General features: G+C 70.0%; 19 protein-coding genes. 14 read left to right on the plus strand and 5 right to left on the minus strand.

The window, feature by feature from the left end; translation table 11 throughout:
- The first annotated feature begins 236 nt into the window (after positions 1-236).
- The 5 genes from QN141_05435 (at position 237) to QN141_05455 (ending at position 5,858) form a co-directional block, all read left to right on the plus strand.
- Positions 237-1,487 carry a branched-chain amino acid ABC transporter substrate-binding protein gene (locus QN141_05435; GenBank protein MDR7557915.1) on the plus strand — a complete coding sequence of 417 codons (1,251 nt, stop codon included), beginning with the start codon at positions 237-239 and terminating at the stop codon, positions 1,485-1,487.
- Between the two features lie 99 nt (positions 1,488-1,586).
- Entirely contained in the window at positions 1,587-2,672 is a 1,086-nt protein-coding gene (locus QN141_05440) for a branched-chain amino acid ABC transporter permease (protein MDR7557916.1), read from the plus strand.
- 4 nt (positions 2,673-2,676) lie between these two features.
- Positions 2,677-4,371 carry a hypothetical protein gene (locus QN141_05445; GenBank protein MDR7557917.1) on the plus strand — a complete coding sequence of 565 codons (1,695 nt, stop codon included), beginning with the start codon at positions 2,677-2,679 and terminating at the stop codon, positions 4,369-4,371.
- On the plus strand, positions 4,372-5,148 hold the full coding sequence (locus QN141_05450; protein ID MDR7557918.1) for an ABC transporter ATP-binding protein: 777 nt from the start codon (positions 4,372-4,374) through the stop codon (positions 5,146-5,148).
- Positions 5,148-5,858: an ABC transporter ATP-binding protein gene (locus QN141_05455; protein MDR7557919.1), complete on the plus strand. Its 711-nt coding sequence runs from the start codon at positions 5,148-5,150 to the stop codon at positions 5,856-5,858. Before QN141_05450 ends, QN141_05455 begins: the two co-directional genes overlap by 1 nt.
- Here the strand turns inward: QN141_05455 and QN141_05460 are convergent.
- Genes QN141_05460 through QN141_05475 form a run of 4 tightly spaced genes read right to left on the minus strand, consistent with a single transcriptional unit; the run spans position 5,843 to position 9,248 of the window.
- Positions 5,843-7,660, minus strand: coding sequence for an ATP-binding protein (locus tag QN141_05460; protein MDR7557920.1), 1,818 nt, complete (start codon positions 7,658-7,660; stop codon positions 5,843-5,845). The genes QN141_05455 and QN141_05460 overlap by 16 nt on opposite strands.
- On the minus strand, positions 7,660-8,376 hold the full coding sequence (locus tag QN141_05465) for a response regulator transcription factor (protein ID MDR7557921.1): 717 nt from the start codon (positions 8,374-8,376) through the stop codon (positions 7,660-7,662). Before QN141_05465 ends, QN141_05460 begins: the two co-directional genes overlap by 1 nt.
- On the minus strand, positions 8,373-8,777 hold the full coding sequence (locus QN141_05470) for a DUF2231 domain-containing protein (GenBank protein ID MDR7557922.1): 405 nt from the start codon (positions 8,775-8,777) through the stop codon (positions 8,373-8,375). The genes QN141_05465 and QN141_05470 overlap by 4 nt, the downstream gene beginning before the upstream one ends.
- The gene (locus QN141_05475; protein ID MDR7557923.1) at positions 8,778-9,248 is read right to left on the minus strand and encodes a hypothetical protein; all 471 of its coding nucleotides are present in this window, start codon (positions 9,246-9,248) and stop codon (positions 8,778-8,780) included.
- A 159-nt stretch (positions 9,249-9,407) separates the two neighbouring features.
- Between QN141_05475 and QN141_05480 the strand changes: the two genes are divergently transcribed.
- The 9 genes from QN141_05480 to QN141_05520 all read left to right on the plus strand — a co-directional run bounded on the left by QN141_05480 (position 9,408) and on the right by QN141_05520 (position 16,674).
- Entirely contained in the window at positions 9,408-11,111 is a 1,704-nt protein-coding gene (locus QN141_05480; GenBank protein ID MDR7557924.1) for a hypothetical protein, read from the plus strand.
- A gap of 23 nt (positions 11,112-11,134) precedes the next feature.
- The gene (locus QN141_05485) at positions 11,135-12,331 is read left to right on the plus strand and encodes a glycine C-acetyltransferase (protein MDR7557925.1); all 1,197 of its coding nucleotides are present in this window, start codon (positions 11,135-11,137) and stop codon (positions 12,329-12,331) included.
- Positions 12,332-12,336: 5 nt separating this feature from the next.
- On the plus strand, positions 12,337-13,572 hold the full coding sequence (locus tag QN141_05490; protein ID MDR7557926.1) for a molybdopterin molybdotransferase MoeA: 1,236 nt from the start codon (positions 12,337-12,339) through the stop codon (positions 13,570-13,572).
- A gap of 1 nt (position 13,573) precedes the next feature.
- Entirely contained in the window at positions 13,574-14,050 is a 477-nt protein-coding gene (moaC, locus tag QN141_05495; GenBank protein MDR7557927.1) for a cyclic pyranopterin monophosphate synthase MoaC, read from the plus strand.
- On the plus strand, positions 14,047-14,565 hold the full coding sequence (locus QN141_05500) for a MogA/MoaB family molybdenum cofactor biosynthesis protein (protein ID MDR7557928.1): 519 nt from the start codon (positions 14,047-14,049) through the stop codon (positions 14,563-14,565). The genes moaC and QN141_05500 overlap by 4 nt, the downstream gene beginning before the upstream one ends.
- The gene (locus tag QN141_05505) at positions 14,562-14,963 is read left to right on the plus strand and encodes a PaaI family thioesterase (GenBank protein MDR7557929.1); all 402 of its coding nucleotides are present in this window, start codon (positions 14,562-14,564) and stop codon (positions 14,961-14,963) included. Before QN141_05500 ends, QN141_05505 begins: the two co-directional genes overlap by 4 nt.
- A 4-nt stretch (positions 14,964-14,967) precedes the next feature.
- Complete coding sequence (locus tag QN141_05510) at positions 14,968-15,231, plus strand: hypothetical protein (protein ID MDR7557930.1); 264 nt, start codon at positions 14,968-14,970, stop codon at positions 15,229-15,231.
- A gap of 7 nt (positions 15,232-15,238) precedes the next feature.
- Positions 15,239-15,697: an SsrA-binding protein SmpB gene (smpB, locus tag QN141_05515; protein ID MDR7557931.1), complete on the plus strand. Its 459-nt coding sequence runs from the start codon at positions 15,239-15,241 to the stop codon at positions 15,695-15,697.
- Between the two features lie 164 nt (positions 15,698-15,861).
- On the plus strand, positions 15,862-16,674 hold the full coding sequence (locus tag QN141_05520; GenBank protein ID MDR7557932.1) for a hypothetical protein: 813 nt from the start codon (positions 15,862-15,864) through the stop codon (positions 16,672-16,674).
- A 7-nt stretch (positions 16,675-16,681) separates the two neighbouring features.
- On the opposite strand, the gene QN141_05525 is transcribed toward QN141_05520, so the two are convergent.
- Positions 16,682-17,131 (minus strand): DUF1850 domain-containing protein, encoded by a 450-nt coding sequence (locus QN141_05525; GenBank protein MDR7557933.1) that lies wholly within the window; start codon positions 17,129-17,131, stop codon positions 16,682-16,684.
- Between the last annotated feature and the right edge of the window lie 28 nt (positions 17,132-17,159).

Consider the following 17,159-nt stretch of genomic DNA (forward strand, 5'->3'; position numbering starts at 1 on the left):
AAGGAAGGGGGGAGGGGGCGGCGAAACGGTTTCCCCAAAATCCGGAACGACCAGAAGTGGTGCAGCAGATCAGCGCCCGTCGTGCGCGGTGCGACGGTGTTTCCCCCTGATCAGGGGGATTCTGTGCGCTCTCCGCCGCGGCGCGGAGCGGGAAGGGAGGGAGGGGCTCGGTCCAGTCCAGGAGAGCGGTTGGCACCGGGTGGTTCATTCCATCACGTGAGGAGGCTGATAGGCGGATGAAGCGACTCCAGATTCCCGTAGCGTTGACGATCGCGGTGCTGCTGGTCGCGGCCTTCCTGGCCCCGCTGGCGCCCGCCGCTACCGTGGGTCCCGTCACCGACCCGATCGGGGTGGTTCGGATCAACCGCGGGCAGCCCATTACCATCGCCTCCTGGCTCGTCATCGCCGGACCCGATGCGAGCCTGGGCGTGGACAGCAACCGGGGTATCGAGATCGCCATCGCCGACAAGGGCCGCGTGCTGGGCTTTCCGATCCGGCTGATCAAGGAGGACTCGGGCTGCAACGCCGAGGGCGGCGTGGCCGCGGCCACAAAGATCGCCGCGAACAAGGCCGTCGTGGCCGCCATCGGCAGCTCCTGCTCCAGCGAGGCCGTGCCCGGCGCGCCCATCCTCTGGAAGGCGGGCATCGTCACCGTGTCCCCCTCCAACACCGCGCCCAAGCTGACCGACCCCAAGCGGGGCCCGGACTACGACGGCTACCTGCGCACGGCGCACAATGACCTGGTGCAGGGAAAGGTCGCCGCAGAATTCGCCCGGAAGTCGTTGAAGGTCAGCCGGGCGGCGACGATCCACGACGGCAGCCCGTATGCCGAGGGGCTGGCCAACGCCTTCGCCGATAACTTCAAGAAGCTCGGCGGAACGATCACCGCGCAGGAGGCGATCGCTCCGACCGACACCGACATGCGCCCGGTCCTGACGAAGATTGCCGCCGGGAAGCCCGAGCTGCTGTACTTCCCCATCTTCATCGCAGCCGGTGGGTTCGTTGTCCGACAGGCGAAGGAGGTTGCCGGCTTCGCCAATGTGAAGCTGATGTCCGCAGACGGCACCTTCTCACCGGACTTCCGCAAGGCGGCAGGCGACGCGGTCGTGGGCGTGTATAACTCGAGCCCGGATCTGTCTCCGGCGGTGCTGGGCCCCGGATACGCCAAGTTCCTGGAGAAGCATCAGAAGCGGTACGGGGAGAAGCCACTGTCGGCGTTTCACCCGCACGCGTACGACGCGGCGATGATGATCTTCGCCGCCATCGAGAAGGTGGGGAAGAAAGACGCCGCGGGCAACCTCTACATCGGCCGGAAGGCGCTGCGCGATGCGCTCTTCGCCACGAAGAACTTCAAGGGGCTGACCGGGACGCTGACCTGCAACCAGTTCGGCGACTGCGCGGACCCGAAGATTGCCGTGTACGTGAGCGTGTCCGCAGATCCGGCCAAATGGAATCCCGGGACGGATCCTAAGAAGATCTACCCGTAGGGTTGCGGGACATCGTGGGGTGATGCTCTGAGGGGATGGGTCCGGTCGTGCCGGCCCATCCCCTCTTGACGCAAGGACGCGGGGGGACGGACACAGATCATGGGGGTCAACGCGATGGCGCTGCCGCGGAGCCGCTGGTGGCGCCGGCTGTCCGTCATCGAACTCTACCTCTGGGCCTTCCGGCTGGCCGTCGTCCTGGTGGTGGTCTGGGGTGTGGTGGGGACCGTCCGGGCGGCCCGCTACTCGGGCGAGGTCTGGCTCGACTTCGTCGTCTTCGGGTTCTCCCAGGGCGCGATCTACGCCCTCATCGCCCTGGGCTACACCATGGTCTACGGCATCCTGCGCATGATCAACTTCGCCCACGGCGACATCTTCATGGTGGGGGCCTACACCGCCTACTACGCCGCGCGGGCGCTGGACCAGCGGGGGATCTTCAACAGCCGACCGCTGCTGAGCCTGGCCCTCATCCTCGTCGTGGCCATGGTGGTCTCCATGGTCACCGCCCTGCTGGTCGAACGGGTCGCCTACCGCCCCCTGCGACGGGCCCCGCGGCTGGTGCCCCTGATCTCGGCGATCGGGGCCTCTTTCTTCCTGGAGTACGCCGTCCGCGGCCTCTACGGCTCCGGGTTCCAGGCCTATCCCGAGTTCAACGTCTTCAAGGGCGAGTGGGTGCTCTTCGGCGTCGGCATTCTGCGCACCCAGGCCGTGGTCATCGTCTCCGCGCTCATCCTCATGGCCGCGCTCTATCTGTTTGTGATGCGCACCAAGACGGGTACGGCGATGCGTTCGGTGGCCGAGGACATGGAGGTGGCGGCGTTGATGGGCATCAACGTCGACCGGATTATCGTCATCACCTTCGCCATCGGCGGGGCCGCGGCGGGCGCCGCCGGCATCCTCTACGCCCTGGTCTTCAAGCAGGTGCACTTCTTCATGGGGTTCTATCCGGGGATCAAGGCCTTCACCGCGGCGGTGCTGGGCGGGATCGGCAACATCCCCGGCGCGTTGCTGGGCGGCGTGGCCCTCGGCCTGATCGAGTCCGTGGCCCCGATCCTGGTCCTGGACGGCCTGGGGATTGTCGCCCCCTACCAGCTCAAGGACGTCACGGCCTTCATCATGCTGGTGATGGTCCTCATCTTCCGGCCGTCGGGGATCCTGGGGGAGCGGCTGGCCACGAAGAAGGCGTAGCCCGATGAGCACCCGATCACCGTTGCGGCATGCGGTACGGATCGGCCTCCTCTGGGGGACGGGAGCGCTGTTCATCTCGCTCGTCGGCCTGATCGAAGCGCTCCAGCAGCGGCAGATCGTCACCGGGATCGTCTCCGGGGGACACACCATCCTCCTGGTGTTGATCCTGGCGGCGGGGCTCTCCCTGGCGCGCCCGCTGACCGCCGTGGGGGCGGGGGTGCGGCTCGGCGCAGCGGCGCTCGCCGGGGTGATCGCCGCTCTTCCCGTCGCGCTGTGGCTGCTCCTGAGCCGGGTGGTCAACTTCCGCGCCATGATCGTCGGCGCGACCCCGGAGCTGTACACCATCCTCTCCCTGGGGCGGGGCCCGGCGGTCCTTCCGTGGCTCCTCCTCGGCGGCGCCCTGCTGGCTGCGGTCGGCATGGCGCTGACGATGCTCCCGCGCGAGGCCCAATCCCTGGCCACCACCGGGCTGGTCACGCTCCTCATCATCGGGCTGCTCCAGGAACAGGTGCAGCTGATCCTTCAGGCGCCGTGGCTGACCCGGATCCGGGAGGCGCTCTTCACCTTTGACGGCCTGACGCCGCTGGGCGCCGTGATCGTCGTCGCGCTGAGCGCGGGGGTGAGCAGTCTCTGGCACCGGCAGCGGCCGAGAGCCAGGGCGCGACTGGCGCAGTGGCCCCCCGCCCGGCGGCGCTGGCTGCAGGTCGGCGGGTTTGCCGCCGCCGTGGCGCTGATCCTCCTGCTGCCGCTGTTCGTCGGCCCCTTCTTCTCCCAGGTGCTGGTGTTGGTCGGCCTGTACACGCTGATGGGGATGGGGTTGAACCTCGAGGTAGGGTTCGCCGGGTTGCTGGACATCGGGTTCGTCGCCTTCTGGGCCATCGGCGCCTACACCGTGGGGTTGCTGACCTCGTCGAGCCCCCAGGCCATCGCCCATCTCTCCTGGTGGACGGCAACGCTGATCGCCGCGGTCGTCTCGCTGATCTCGGGGTTTCTCTTCGGGTTGCCCATCCTCGGCATCCGGGGCGACTACCTGGCCATCGCCACGCTGGGCTTTGGCGAGATCATCCGCCTACTGGTGCTGTCGGATTTCCTCCGGCCGTGGCTGGGCGGGTCGCAGGGCGTGCTCGGGATTCCCAAGCCGGTGCTCTTCGGCTTTGAGTTTCGGGGTCCGGAGCAACTCTTCTTCATCACCATCGGGGCCAGCGCCATCGTGGCCTTTGTCGCCGCCCGGCTGCGCGACTCGCGTCTGGGCCGGGCCTGGATGGCGATGCGCGAGGACGAAGATGTAGCCCAGGCCATGGGCATCAACACCGTCAACATCAAACTCCTGGCCTACGGCATCGGCGCCGTCTTCGCCGGGGTGAGCGGGGCCATCTTCGCCGTCATGGTCGGCTCCGTCTTCCCCCACTCCTTCTCCGTGCTGGTCTCGATCAACGTCCTGGCCCTGATCATCGTGGGCGGAATGGGCAGTCTGCCCGGGGTCGTCGTCGGCTCCCTGGCCCTGGTCGGCCTGCCCGAGTTGTTGCGCGAGTTCTCCGACTACCGCTTCCTGGTCTACGGCGCGGTGCTGATGGTGATGATGATCCTCCGCCCGGAGGGGCTGTGGCCCGCTGCGGCCCAGCGCCGCGAGTTGCACGAGGAGGTGGCGGCCGTGCCCGAGCGGGAAGCGGTGGAGATGCTTCCGGGGAGCGATGGCTAGATGGGACTGCTCGTCTCCCGGGGCTTGACCAAGCGGTTCGGCGGCCTGGTGGCGATCAACCAGCTCGACCTGGATGTCGCCGAGCGGAGCATCCACAGCGTGATCGGGCCCAACGGCGCGGGGAAGACCACCTTTTTCAACTGCGTGACGGGGTTCTACCGGGCGGAGGAGGGAAGCATCGAGTTCGACGGCACGCCCCTGGAGGGGCTCAGTCCGGACCGGATCACCACGATGGGCATCGCCCGCACCTACCAGAACATCCGCCTCTTCGCCAACATGACAGCGATGGAGAACATCCTGGTGGGGATGCACCCGCACCTCACCTCGGGGTGGCTGGGCGCGATCCTGCGCACCCCCGCCACCGTGCAGGAGGAGCGCCTGGCCCACCAGCAGGCCCGGGAGCTCCTCCAGTTCGTCGGTCTGCGGGGCAAAGGCGACCTGCTGGCCAAGAACCTCCCCTACGGACTGCAGCGCCGGCTGGAGATCGCCCGGGCCCTGGCCTCCCGGCCCCGGTTGCTGCTCCTGGACGAGCCCACCGCCGGGATGAACCCGCGGGAGACCATTGAGATGATGGCCTTCATCCGGCGGCTGCGCGACGAGCTGGGCATCACCATCGTCCTGATCGAGCACCAGATGCGGGTGGTGATGGGGATTTCCGACCTGGTCACGGTGCTGGACTACGGAACCAAGATCTCCGAGGGCACGCCGAAAGAGGTGCAGAACGACCCGCGCGTCATCGAGGCCTACCTCGGCCGGCGGGGGGCGGTGGCGCACTGATGGCCCTGCTGGAAGTGGAGAACCTGCACGTCTACTACGGCCAGATCCATGCCCTGAAAGGGATCTCCCTCCGGGTCGATCAGGGCGAGATCGTGACGCTCATCGGCGCCAACGGCGCGGGGAAGAGCACGACCCTCAAGACCATCTCCGGGCTGCTCCGGCCGCGGGAAGGCCGGATGCGGCTGGGGGAGGAGGACCTGGGCGCCCTGCCTCCGCACGACATCGTGGCCAAAGGCGTGGTCCAGGTTCCCGAGGGCCGGCGGATCTTCGGCCGCCTGACCGTGATGGAGAACCTCCTGATGGGCGCCTACGCCCGGACGGACCGCGCGGGAATCGCCGCGGACCTGGAGCGGGTCTTCGCCCTCTTTCCCCGGTTGAAAGAGCGGCAGTCCCAGGTGGCGGGGACGCTCTCCGGCGGGGAGCAGCAGATGCTGGCCATCGGCCGGGGCCTGATGGGTGCGCCAAAGGTGCTGCTGCTGGACGAGCCCTCCATGGGATTAGCCCCCGTCCTGGTGGAGCAGATCTTCGAGACCATCACCGATATCAACCGGCAGGGCACAACGATCCTGCTCGTGGAGCAGAACGCCTTCATGGCCCTCCAGGTCGCCCACCGGGGGTATGTGCTGCAGACCGGCGAGATTGCGCTGGCCGGGTCGGCCAAAGAGCTGCAGGCCAACGAGGAAGTGCGCAAGGCCTATCTCGGAGGATAGCCGCCGACCGTCGGCTGATCTCCCGCCGACTGCGCCTGCTGGACCCCGGCGCCGCCCCAGGAGATCGGGATCGTCACCGTGAAGGTCGTCCCCTCCTGGGGACGGCTGGTGACGCTGATCTGCCCGCCGTGCGCCTCCACGATGTGCTTGGCGATGGCCAGCCCCAGGCCTGTGCCGCCCGAGCCGCGCGTCCGCGAGCGGTCCGCCCGGTAGAAGCGTTCGAAGACGTGGGGCAGGTCTTCCGGCCTGATCCCCTGGCCGCTGTCGTGCACCGCGATCTCCACGGCACCGTTCACCGGCCGGGCCCGGATCTCCACGCGCCCGCCGGGCGGCGTGTACTTCAGGGCGTTGTCCACCAGATTGGTAAAGACCTGTTCCAGGCGGTCGGCGTCGGCGACAACGACCAACCCCGCCGGCAGGGACTGGATCAGGGTGAGCCGGGAGTGGTCGGCCAGGGGCCGCAACTTGTCCACGGTGTGCGCGATCAGCTCGCCGAGGTCGACCGGCCTGGGGTTGAGGGTGACGCGCTTGCTCTCCAGGAGGGAGAGGTCGAGCAGGTCGTCCACCAGTTTGACCAGACGGTCGGTCTCGCTCTGGATGATGGAGAGGAACCGCCGTGCCGTGTCTTCGTCGCGCATGGCGCCGTCCAGCAGCGTCTCGACGAAGCCTTTGATCGAGGTCAGCGGCGTGCGCAGCTCGTGGGAGACGTTGGCCGTGAGCTCGCGACGCAGCCGTTCGGTCTGCCGCACCTCGGTGACGTCGCGCAGCACGGCCACGGCCCCGGTGATCTCGCCGTCGTGTCCCCGGACGGGGGCGCAGTGGGCCTCGATCACCCGGTCGCCCATCGCCCCCGGCGGGAGTTCCTCGGCCGTGACCCGCCCGCAGGCCGTCGCCTCGTGCAGCATGGCCGCCAGGCGCCGCTGGCCGAACACCGCCGCGGCGCTGCGGCCGAGGACCTCCTCGCGCCGCACGCGCAAGAGCTCTTCGGCGCTGCGGTTGAGCACCGTGATCGCATCGCGGCGGTCGGTGGCGATGACCGCCTCCGTCATCGCGGCGACGATGGCCTCGATGCGATTGCGTTCGTCGGAGATGGCGGCGACGGTCTGCTCCAGCCGCCCGGCCATGGTGTTGAAGGTCCGTCCCAGGGCGGCCAGTTCGTCGGCCCCGTGCACGGGCGCGCGGGTGGAGAGGTCGCCGGCGCTGATGCGCGACGCCGCCTCGCCCAGGGCCAGCAGCGGGCGAGTGATGCGGCGGGAGAGCCAGGCGCCGCCGACGACCGCCGCGATCAGCCCCAGCACCATCGCCCCCAGCAGCGCCGGCGCCGTCTTCTGGAGCTGGCGGAAGACCCAGGCCCGCGGCGCGGAGACGTGCACGACGCCGACGACCTTCCCGTCCCGGTCGAGGATGGGCGCCGCGGCGTACACGCGCCTTATCCCCTGGGGGTCGGCACGGACGGCCTGCGCTTCCTCGCCGGCGAAGGCGGCGGTGATCTCGGGCGCGGAGGGGTCGACGGCTCCCCCGGGCGACCGTCCCGTGGCATCCAGCAGGGCGATGGTCGCATCCTTCCGCCAACGCAGCTGCTGGACCATGGTCTGCAGTTGGGGCAGGTCCTGGCCCGGATCCTCGGCGTACTCGCGCATCATCAACGAGATCAGCTTGGCCTGGGTGGCCACGACGTAGGCGTAGGTGTTGACGTACTGTCGCTCCAGGGCCCGGACCATGTAGGCCGTGAAGATGACCAGGACCAGGAAGACCAGCAGCAGATGGCTCCCCGTGATGTGCCAGCGGATGGAGCGTCGCATCAGGTCTGCGCCGCCGTGCCCCGCGGGGCGGGGGCCTTGAACTTGTAGCCCACGCCCCGGACGGTGACGATATAGGTCGGTGCGGCGGGGTCGTCTTCGATCTTCTCGCGCAACCGGCTGATGTGCATGTCCACGGTGCGCGTGCTCCCGTAGTAGTCGTACCCCCAGAGATGTTCCAGAAGAAAGTCGCGGGTGAAGACGCGGTTGGGATGGGTCAGCAGGAGGCGCAGGAGTTCGAACTCTTTGGCCGTGAGGTCGACGGGCCGGCCGTGCAGGGTGACTTCGCGGGTGGCCGGGTCCAGGGTCAGGGCGCCGCTGCGCAGGGGACCGCTGGTCCCTTCGCGCCCCTCGGGCGCGGCCCGGCGGAGGATCGCCCGCACCCGGGCCACCAGCTCGCGCGGGCTGAAGGGCTTGGTGACGTAGTCGTCGGCGCCGAGCTCCAGACCGACGACCCGCTCCAGTTCGCCGCCTTTGGCCGTGAGCATGATGATCGGCACCGCGGACTCGCGGCGGATCTGCCGGCAGACCTCCAACCCGTCGACGTGGGGCAGCATGATGTCCAGGATGACCAGGTCGGGACGCTCTTGGCGCACAACGGCCGCGGCGTCACGTCCGTCGAAGGCGCTGACCACGGCGTACCCTGCCTGGGTCAGATTGTAGCGGACCAGTTCCACGATGTGGGGTTCGTCGTCCACGACCAGGATCTTCTGGCTCACATCACCCTCCGTATCTCGCCGCCCAGATAGGCGGTGATGGCGATCAGGACGGCGCCCAGGCCGGCCAGGGCCACCGCCACTCCCCCGGCCGGGCCCCGCTTCCGCCAGCGCAGGAGGAAGATCCCCGCATATACCGCGGTGACGACGTAGGCCAGCAGGCTGTGGGTTCGGTGCCGGTCGATGAAGGTCTGGCCGACGCCCTGCGCTCGGAGCGGGAGGTAGTCGACAAAGCCCGTGATGATCGCCCCCACGGCACCCAGCACCCCCAATCCGATGAGGTAGCGCGAGGCGGTGGCGTAGAACCGGTCGGACGTCCTCAGAGAGAGCAGGTCGAACAGGAAGCTCGTCAGCCACAGCGCCACGGGGAAATGGACGAGGAGCGGGTGGACGAGAAACGGCATCTAGCGCAGCCCGTCCATGACGATCTGCAGCAGGGCGGCCACCCCGCGGGCCGCATTCTGCACCGCAGCGAGGTTCCCGCTCTTCACCCCCGCCGCGGCCAGCTCATCGGCGGCCTCCAGGACGATCATCACCGAGGCGGCGTTCCGCTCCCCCTTGATATCGGTCAGAATGCCGTCGCCCTGGCCCTGGCAGACGTGCCCCCAGGAACCGTTGAAGTTCTTCCCCTTCGTCCCCTCGATGCAGTTCAAGGCGTGGCCGAGGTGGGTCACCGCCGCGGCCGCAGCCTGGGAGGCCGCCGAGTTCTTCGCGTGCTCGATGGCCGTCCGCAGCTGCCCGGCCGCTTTGTTCCCCGCCTGGGCGGGCGGGCCGTAGTCGCCGCCCCCGCTTCCGCCGTACTGCCCCAGGGCCGCCGCCCCGGCCACCCCCACGAGCAGTCCCGCCGCCACGAGTACCGCCGGTATCCGCCTCACCCTCCTCACCTTCCCCCTATCATATGACTTCGCCGCCCCCTCGGGCCGCGCCACCTGCATACGCCACCCGTCGGCCTCCGGGTGTCACAGGAGGGTAACGGAGATGTAAACGCCGCCGGCAAGGAAGCTCTTCCAGGGCGTCGAAGGCGATGAATCGTCATGCCCGACGACGTGCTGTTTCCTCCGCCCCCGACCCCCGAAGCCATCGAGTGGCCGGGCAGCGCCATCGGCGCCGGCAACTGCATCACCCGCACGAAGACCCGGACCGCCGTCTTCGACAAAGCCATCGATCGGATCGAGGGGCGCCGGGATGCCCTCGTCGGCGCCGCGGTGGCCCACATCACCCGACGGGCCGGCCGGGAGCCGCTGTACCGGCACGATGTCGTGATCCACGGCGTTCGGGTGCGGGTCACGACGAACTCTCCCCATCTCTACGACTTCTGGGTGGACAACTGGTACGGGGTGGAGGAATGGCAGGCCGCCACCGGCCGGCGTCCGCCCCGCGATCCGCAGATCACGGTCTACGCCCTGGGCGGAGTCGCCGACCAACAGGAAGCCGCGTACTACAGCCGCAAGACGAATACCATCGTCTTCTTCAATACGGCCTACTACGGCCAGCTGAAGTCCTGGGTGCTGGGCGCGGTAGGACGGGTGCTGGCCGAGGAGTACGGGATCCACTCCATCCACGGCGCCTGCGTGGAGGTGGACGGTCGGGGCGTGCTGTACATCGCCCCCACCGGGACGGGGAAGAGCACCTCCTCCTACGGATTGATGGCCCATCCGCGGACGCGCTTCCACTCCGATGACTGGGTCTACGTGCGGTACACCTACGCCCTCCGGGACGGGCGCCGCCTGCATCCCGTGGCCGTGCGCCCGGCGCAGGGGAGCGAGGTGCGGGGCTACCAGGTGTTCCGGTGGCTGGCGCGGCAGGGTGCGGAGCGCACCGACGCCACCGTGTACGGGCTCGACCTGGAGCACCGGGAGGTGGCGGTGCCGGTGCGGGCCCTGGACCTCGAGGCCCCCGTGGAAGCCTACGCCTATACCTCGGAGAAGATCTTCTACCTGCGGACCAACCTGGTGGAGAACTTTCCGCTGGCCGCAATGGAGATGCTGCGCTCCAAGATGGAGAACGTGCCCGAGATCACCCCGGCCTTTCTGCAGCGCCGCGACCCGGCGCTGGAGGATCTGGTGGAGGCCATCCGCCGGGAAGGGGGTGCGGTCTCCGAGTTCTTCGCCGACACGTCGCGGGACCAGCTCAAGCGGCTGCTGGGCCGGCTGATCGCTTTCGACAACGCCCGGGCGATGCTGGACATCGCCCGGGTCCTGCCGCCCGAGCGGGTCTTTACCCGCCCCCTGGAGCCCGCGCGGCTGTCCACCGTCTTCCTGCTGCGGCGCGACAGCGCCGACGCGACGGTGGCGGAGCGGCTGACGCTGGGGGCCTTCATGTCCGCGTTGCTGATCGGGGAGACGCCGGAGAAGAAACGGGAGATCGCCTATAACGCCTACCGGGCCGTGGACGACGAGGAAGAGAAACTCTACATCCTCGGCCTGGAGCACGAGGCCGGAGGAGGCGAGGTGTTCCGGGTGTTCGAGCGGCGGCAGGATGTTCCGGAGACCCTGCGGGAAGAGTTCGAGCTGTTCCGGGTCATGCACGGCAGCTGCGCAACCTACGGCCTGAACACGATCCTCACCGCCGACCCCCGGGTGCGGGACCGCAAGGAGGCGGTGGCCCTCACGATGCGTCTCATCGCCGTCCTGATCGAGCACCAGCCCCAGACCCTGCGGCTGACCCTGGACGACTATCGGCCCTTCCTGGCCGCATCGCCCCTGCGCCCCGTGCCCTCCCCGTACCCCGCGACATAGAATGGAGGACGGGAGGGTCTCCGATGGCTGAGCGCACGACCATCCGCGATCCGCTGGCGTACCTGGACGACGAACTGCGGGACCTCAGAGCACGTGGGTTGTTCCGCTGGCCCCGACTGCTGGAGGGCCCGCAGGAGCCCGTGGCCCGGTACGACGGCGTCGAGGTGATCAACCTCTGTTCCAACAACTACCTGGGGCTGGCCAACCACCCCGCGTTGAAGGACGCGGCGCGGCGGGCCCTGGACGCACTGGGGGTGGGCTCCGGCGCGGTGCGGACCATCGCCGGGAACATGGCCATTCACCGCCAGGTGGAGGAGGAGCTGGCCCGCTTCAAGCACACCGAGGCCACCCTGCTCTACCAGTCGGGGTTCACGGCCAACGCCGGGACGGTCAGCGCCATCCTGGGCAAAGAGGACGTGATCGTGAGCGACGAGCTGAACCACGCCAGCATCATCGACGGCGCACGGCTGTCGGGGGCGACGAAGAAGATCTACCCCCACAAGGATGTCGCCGCGGCCCGGAGGTTGCTGGAGGAGTCCCGAGGCGCCCGCCACATCCTGTTGATCACCGACGGGGTGTTCAGCATGGACGGCGACATCGCCCCCCTGCCCGATCTGGTCCGGCTGGCCGAGGAGTTCGGCGCGATCATGATGGTTGACGATGCCCACGCCAGCGGCGTGCTCGGACGCGCCGGGCGGGGGACGGTGGACCACTTCGGCCTCCACGGTCGTGTCCACATCCAGGTCGGCACGCTGTCCAAAGCCTTTGCCTGCCAGGGGGGCTATGTGGCCGGCAGTCGGACTCTCGTCGATTACCTGATCCACCGGGCGCGCCCGCTGCTGTTCAGCACCTCCCACCCCCCGGCGGTGGCGGCGACGGCCCTGGCCGCGGTCCGGCTCGTGCAACAGCAGCCCGAACTCATCGACAGACTGTGGGAAAACACCCGCTTCTTCAAGCAGGGCCTCGCGCAGCTCGGCTTCGACACGGGGATGAGCGAAACGCCCATTACCCCGGTGATCGTGGGCGAGGAGCGACGCGCCATGGAGCTCTCCGACCGGCTCTTCGCCCTGGGCGTCTTTGCCCTCGGGATCGCCTTCCCCACCGTCCCGCGGGGCAAGGCGCGCGTCCGGACCATCGTCACCGCCGGCCACACCACGGAGCACCTGCGGCGGGCCCTGGACGCCTTCGAGCGCGCCGGGCGGGAGCTGCACCTGATTTGAGGGCCATGAAGACCTTCCAGCAGCTGCTGAGCCCTGCCGAGGCCCGGGCGGCGTTCGCTCGGGTCTACACGCCTCGCCCGCTGGGCGCGGAGCGGGTGGAGCTCCTGAGGGCCTACGGCCGCGTCCTTGCCGAGGAGATCCGCGCCGCCACCGACCTGCCGGCCTTCGACCGCTCGACGGTGGACGGCTATGCAGTACGGGCCGCGGATACGGCGGAGGCCTCCCGGGGCGCGCCGGTGCCGCTGGTCGTCGCTGGCGAGGTCTCCATGGGCCGTCCGGCTCCGGTGCAGGTGGGCCGCGGGCAGGCGGTGCGCATCCCGACCGGCGGCGCGATCCCCGCCGGCGCCGACGCCGTCGTCATGCAGGAGCATACCGTGCGCAGGGACGGGACGGTGTATGTGGAGCGCCCGGTGGCGCCGGGGGAGAATCTGGTGCGCCGGGGGGAGGATGTGCGGGCGGGCGAGGTGGTGCTGGCGCGGGGCCGGCGTCTGCGTCCCCAGGACCTCGGGCTGCTCGCCGGGTTGGGCCGGGCCGCGGTCGAGGTGTTCCTGCGTCCGCGCGTCGCCGTGGTCGTTACCGGGGACGAGCTGCTTCCCCCCGGGGCCGCCGCGGGCGAGGGCCAGATCTATGACATGAACACCTACACCCTGGCCGGCCTGATCGAGGCCGCGGGGGGGCTGCCCGTCTGCTGCGGGATCGTCGGCGACAACCTGCAACTGGTCGTCGAGCGCGCGCGGAGCGCCCACCGGAGTGCGGACGCCGTCATCCTGGCCGGCGGGAGTTCGGTGGGCGAGCGGGACGTCGTCGCCGACGCCATCGCGGCGCTGGGCGATCCGGGAATCGTCGTCCACGGGATCGCCATCCGTCCCGGGAAGCCCACCGTCCTGGCCGTGGCCGACGGGAAGCCGGTCTTCGGGCTTCCGGGCAACGTCGTCTCGGCCATGGTGATCTTCGACCAGTTCGTCCGGCCGGTCGTGGAGGCGCTGGCCGGCGCGGAGACCCCGCCGACCGTAGGTCGCCTCGTCTGCGCCCGGCTGGCCGCCACGCTGCGCGCCGGGGATCGCGAGGATCACGTGCGCGTCACGCTCGAGGTCCGGGAAGGCACGCTGTGGGCCACGCCCCTGCCCGGCGGTTCGGCGATCATCACCTCCATGGTGCGCGCCGACGGGGTGGTGGTCGTGCCGGCCGGCGCCGCGCTGGCCGCGGGCCAGGAGGTCGAGGTGCGGCTCTTTGGCCCCTAGGCTGACGCACGTGGACCGGCAGGGCCGGGCCCGCATGGTCGACGTCACCTCGAAGCCCGAGACGCCCCGCACGGCCGTGGCCCGCGCCGAGGTGCGGATGAAACCGCAGACGGTGCGGCTGATCAAACAGAACCGGCTGGCCAAGGGAGACGTATTGGCCGTGGCTCAGGTGGGCGCTGTCGGGGCGGCGAAGCGCACCGACGAACTGATTCCGATGGCCCATCCGCTCCCCCTGACCGGCGTCCAGGTGCGGTTTACGCTGGACGAGCGGAGGGGGCGGGTCGGCATCGAGGCGGAGGCCTCGACGGTGGCGCGGACGGGGGTGGAGATGGAGGCTCTGGTGGCAGCGAGCGTGGCGGCGCTGACGATCTACGACATGTGCAAGGCCGTGGACCGCGCCATGACCATCGACCGCATTCGCCTGGTGCGCAAGAGCGGCGGCCGCAGCGGAGAGTTCCGCCGCCCGGGGGAGACGTGAGCGCGGAATTGCGGGGCGCCAGGGTCGCCGTGCTGACCCTCAGCGACAGCATCGCCGGGGGGAGGCACGAGGACCGCAGCGGCGAGCTCATCGCGGAGACGATCCGCCGCCACGGCGGGGAGGTCGTGGCCCGCGACGTCCTCCCCGACGACCAGCACCGCATCGCCGCCCGGCTGCGCGCCTATGCCGACGATCTGGGGGCGGATCTCGTGCTCACCACCGGAGGCAGCGGGGTGGCCCCGCGGGACGTGACACCCGAAGCGACCCTGCAGGTGGTGGACCGGCTGGTGCCGGGGCTGGTCGAGGCGGCGCGCCTTCAGACGCTGGCCAAGACGCCGCTGGCCATGATCTCGCGGGGCGTGGCCGGTATCCGCCGGCGGACCCTGATCGTCAATCTCCCGGGCAGTCCCCGGGCCGTCCAGGAGTGGCTTGAGGTCGTCCTCCCGGCGCTGGGGCACGCCGTGGACCTGCTGCGCGGTCGCTCCGGCCCGTGGGGGGAGCCGCACACACCGTGAGGGATGCCTCCCGCTGCTTCGTCTGCGGTCCCGACAACCCGATCGGCCTGAAGCTGCGCTTTACCCGGCTGGGGGAGGGGGTCCGGGCGGAGTTCACGCCGTCCGACCTGCACGTGGGCTACGAGGGGCTGGTCCATGGCGGGATCATCGCTGCGCTCATCGACGATGCTCTGGCCAACATCTGGTTTGCGCGCGGGCAGGAGGCCCTGACGGCCAAGATTGAGGTCCGGTTTCGTCGCGAGGTGCGGCCCGGAGAGCGGCTGGTCGTCACGGCGCACCCGACGGGGTCGAAGGCGGGCCTGGCGACCGCGCGGGCCGAGGTGGTCCGGACGGACGGCGACGTGGTGGCCGAAGGGACGGGCCTGCTCGCCGTGAAGCGCGACCGCAGCGCGGGGTGATGGGGTGAGCACGTTCGGGCGCGCGGCTCTCTGGATTGTGATCGCGGCGGTGCTGGCCGTCCTCGTCCGCCAGCACCTGGGCTACCTCCGCGGGACCCGGCCGCTGAGCTTCGGATCCTTCATGGAGACGGGGGGCTGGCTCATCTTCCTGCTGGTCGCCGCGGCCGCCGCCTTCGGCGGCCTGGCCGATCCCCGCACGCGGACCGTGGAGATCGCCGCCTCCGCGGTCGCCGTGGTGTTCGTGGTGGTGGGATCGGCCCTGAGGTGAGGGACGGATGGCGGAGGGCGAGCACGTGGTGGCGACCAACCGCAGAGCCCGCCACGAGTACCACATCGAGGAGACGTACGAAGCCGGCCTGGTGCTCACCGGTACCGAGGTCAAGTCCCTGCGGGCGGGCCGCGCCAGCATCCAGGAGGCCTTTGCCCGCGTCGAGGACGGCGAGGTCTGGCTCTACCACATGCACATCCCGCCCTACGAGGCGGGCAACATCTTCAACCACGAGCCGCGGCGCCGCCGCAAACTGCTCCTGCACCGCCGTGAGGTGGATCGGCTCTTCGGCCGCGTCCGGCAGAAAGGGTACGCCCTGATCCCCCTCCGCGTCTACTTCCGGCGCGGCCTGGCCAAAGTGGAGCTGGCTGTGGGCCGCGGCAAGCGCCAGTACGACAAGCGGGAGGCGATCGCCGAACGCGAAGCGGACCGTCGGATCGCCCGCGAGATCCGGCGGAGGGGCTGACCGCCCGGCCCCGTCTCCGCCCCGCGGGTGCCGGGAAAAAGATAAGCCTCTCTTGCCCTCGGCCCCAGATCCCGGGATCCGCCCCGTCGGCGCCCGGCATCTCGCCGCGGCAGGCCTGAAGACACCGTCCGCCGGGCACCCGTTCAGGTAAGGAGGGGTCCCCCTTGGGTGCTCTTGCGGCCTTGCTGTTTACCGTTGGTACCTCGGCAGCGATGGCCTACGCCGCCCACCTCGTCCACCTTGCCCACTTCCATGTGCTCGGAGGCATCCCCGTCGGCGCCGTCGTAATCGGCGCCGGCGCGGCCGTCGGCGCCTCCGTTGCGGTCCGCCTGTACGCGACCTATGACACCGCGACGATGCGGATCATCGCGCAGATGGGCGGCCTTTTCGCCTACGCGGGGGCGGTGGGCCTGGACTTCTTCGCCCGCCACCCCACCGTGCTGCAGCGGCCGCTGCTGTCGCAGACGATGGAGGGCATCCGCTACCTCCAGCTCCTGATTCGGGAGGGCGGGGCCGCCTTCGCCCTGCAGATGCCGGCGCCGGTCCGGATCCCGGCCGGCATCCACTTCTGGATCGGCGGGATGCGGCTGCTCATCGAGATCGTCGGCGCAGCGGTGGCCACGGGCTGGATGCTGTCGTTGCTGACCGATGTGCCCTTCTGCTGGAAGAATCGCCGGTTCTACGAGCTGCGCTCGCTGGTGGAGAGCGCCGACGCCCAGGCCGTCCGGGAGTGGGAGATGGCCATGCATCAGCGCCGCCCCGTCGAGGCCCGGGCGATCATGACCCGGGTGCGCGCGGCGAAGGTCGGGCGGGGCGACCGGCGCTGGATGCGCATCGTCGTCCACCAGTGCCCGGTGTGCCGGGCCAGCCGGGTGCGCATCGAACGCCGGCGGCGGGGACCGGGCTACACGCGGACCGACCAGTCCGAGGAGATCGTGCTCGACGCCGCGCGCGGCGCGGTGCTGCTGGCCACCTGACCGCCTCCTACCGCCGGAGGACGATCCCGAACCGTCTCCGGACCTGGAGGTGGAGGCCGCCGCCGTCTCCGACCAGGGCCAGGAGGTCCAGAACGTCGTCGTTGATCACGAGGCGCGGGCGGCTCGTCCCGCTGACGCGAATCGACAGCGCGGGCAGCCATCGGTCGGTGTGCAGCACGAACCGGCCGCCCTCGCGGACGTATCCGGAGGTCGGCAGTCCCGCACCCTGGGAGGCGAACTCCATCCGGACCAGTCGCAGGCCGCCGGCGGCGGCGACGTAGTGCTCCAGGACGGGGGTCCGCTCCACCGAGTGCAGGTACTCCAGGCGCAGCGTCAGCGGGCCCCGCAGCGGGATGACCCGGAGGGCCGACCCGGAATCGTCGCGGATGACGAGGGCCGGGCGGGGCCAGAACACCGCGACCGCCCCCAGGAGGAGGGCGGTCGCGGCCAGCGCCACGACGGCGCGCGGACGTCCCGACGGCCGT

The sequence above is a fragment of the Armatimonadota bacterium genome (assembly GCA_031459765.1).
In the GTDB taxonomy this organism is placed as follows: domain Bacteria; phylum Sysuimicrobiota; class Sysuimicrobiia; order Sysuimicrobiales; family Kaftiobacteriaceae; genus Kaftiobacterium; species Kaftiobacterium secundum.

Excerpts from the sequence above, each read along its gene's own strand:
- QN141_05445 (MDR7557917.1), top strand. The coding sequence starts at position 2,677 with ATGAGCACCCGATCACCGTTGCGGCATGCGGTACGGATCGGCCTCCTC.
- QN141_05460 (MDR7557920.1), bottom strand. The coding sequence starts at position 7,660 with ATGCGACGCTCCATCCGCTGGCACATCACGGGGAGCCATCTGCTGCTG.
- QN141_05480 (MDR7557924.1), top strand. The coding sequence starts at position 9,408 with ATGCCCGACGACGTGCTGTTTCCTCCGCCCCCGACCCCCGAAGCCATC.
- QN141_05490 (MDR7557926.1), top strand. The coding sequence starts at position 12,337 with ATGAAGACCTTCCAGCAGCTGCTGAGCCCTGCCGAGGCCCGGGCGGCG.
- QN141_05435 (MDR7557915.1), top strand. The coding sequence starts at position 237 with ATGAAGCGACTCCAGATTCCCGTAGCGTTGACGATCGCGGTGCTGCTG.
- smpB (MDR7557931.1), top strand. The coding sequence starts at position 15,239 with ATGGCGGAGGGCGAGCACGTGGTGGCGACCAACCGCAGAGCCCGCCAC.
- QN141_05485 (MDR7557925.1), top strand. The coding sequence starts at position 11,135 with ATGGCTGAGCGCACGACCATCCGCGATCCGCTGGCGTACCTGGACGAC.
- QN141_05470 (MDR7557922.1), bottom strand. The coding sequence starts at position 8,777 with ATGCCGTTTCTCGTCCACCCGCTCCTCGTCCATTTCCCCGTGGCGCTG.
- QN141_05450 (MDR7557918.1), top strand. The coding sequence starts at position 4,372 with ATGGGACTGCTCGTCTCCCGGGGCTTGACCAAGCGGTTCGGCGGCCTG.
- QN141_05455 (MDR7557919.1), top strand. The coding sequence starts at position 5,148 with ATGGCCCTGCTGGAAGTGGAGAACCTGCACGTCTACTACGGCCAGATC.
- QN141_05440 (MDR7557916.1), top strand. The coding sequence starts at position 1,587 with ATGGGGGTCAACGCGATGGCGCTGCCGCGGAGCCGCTGGTGGCGCCGG.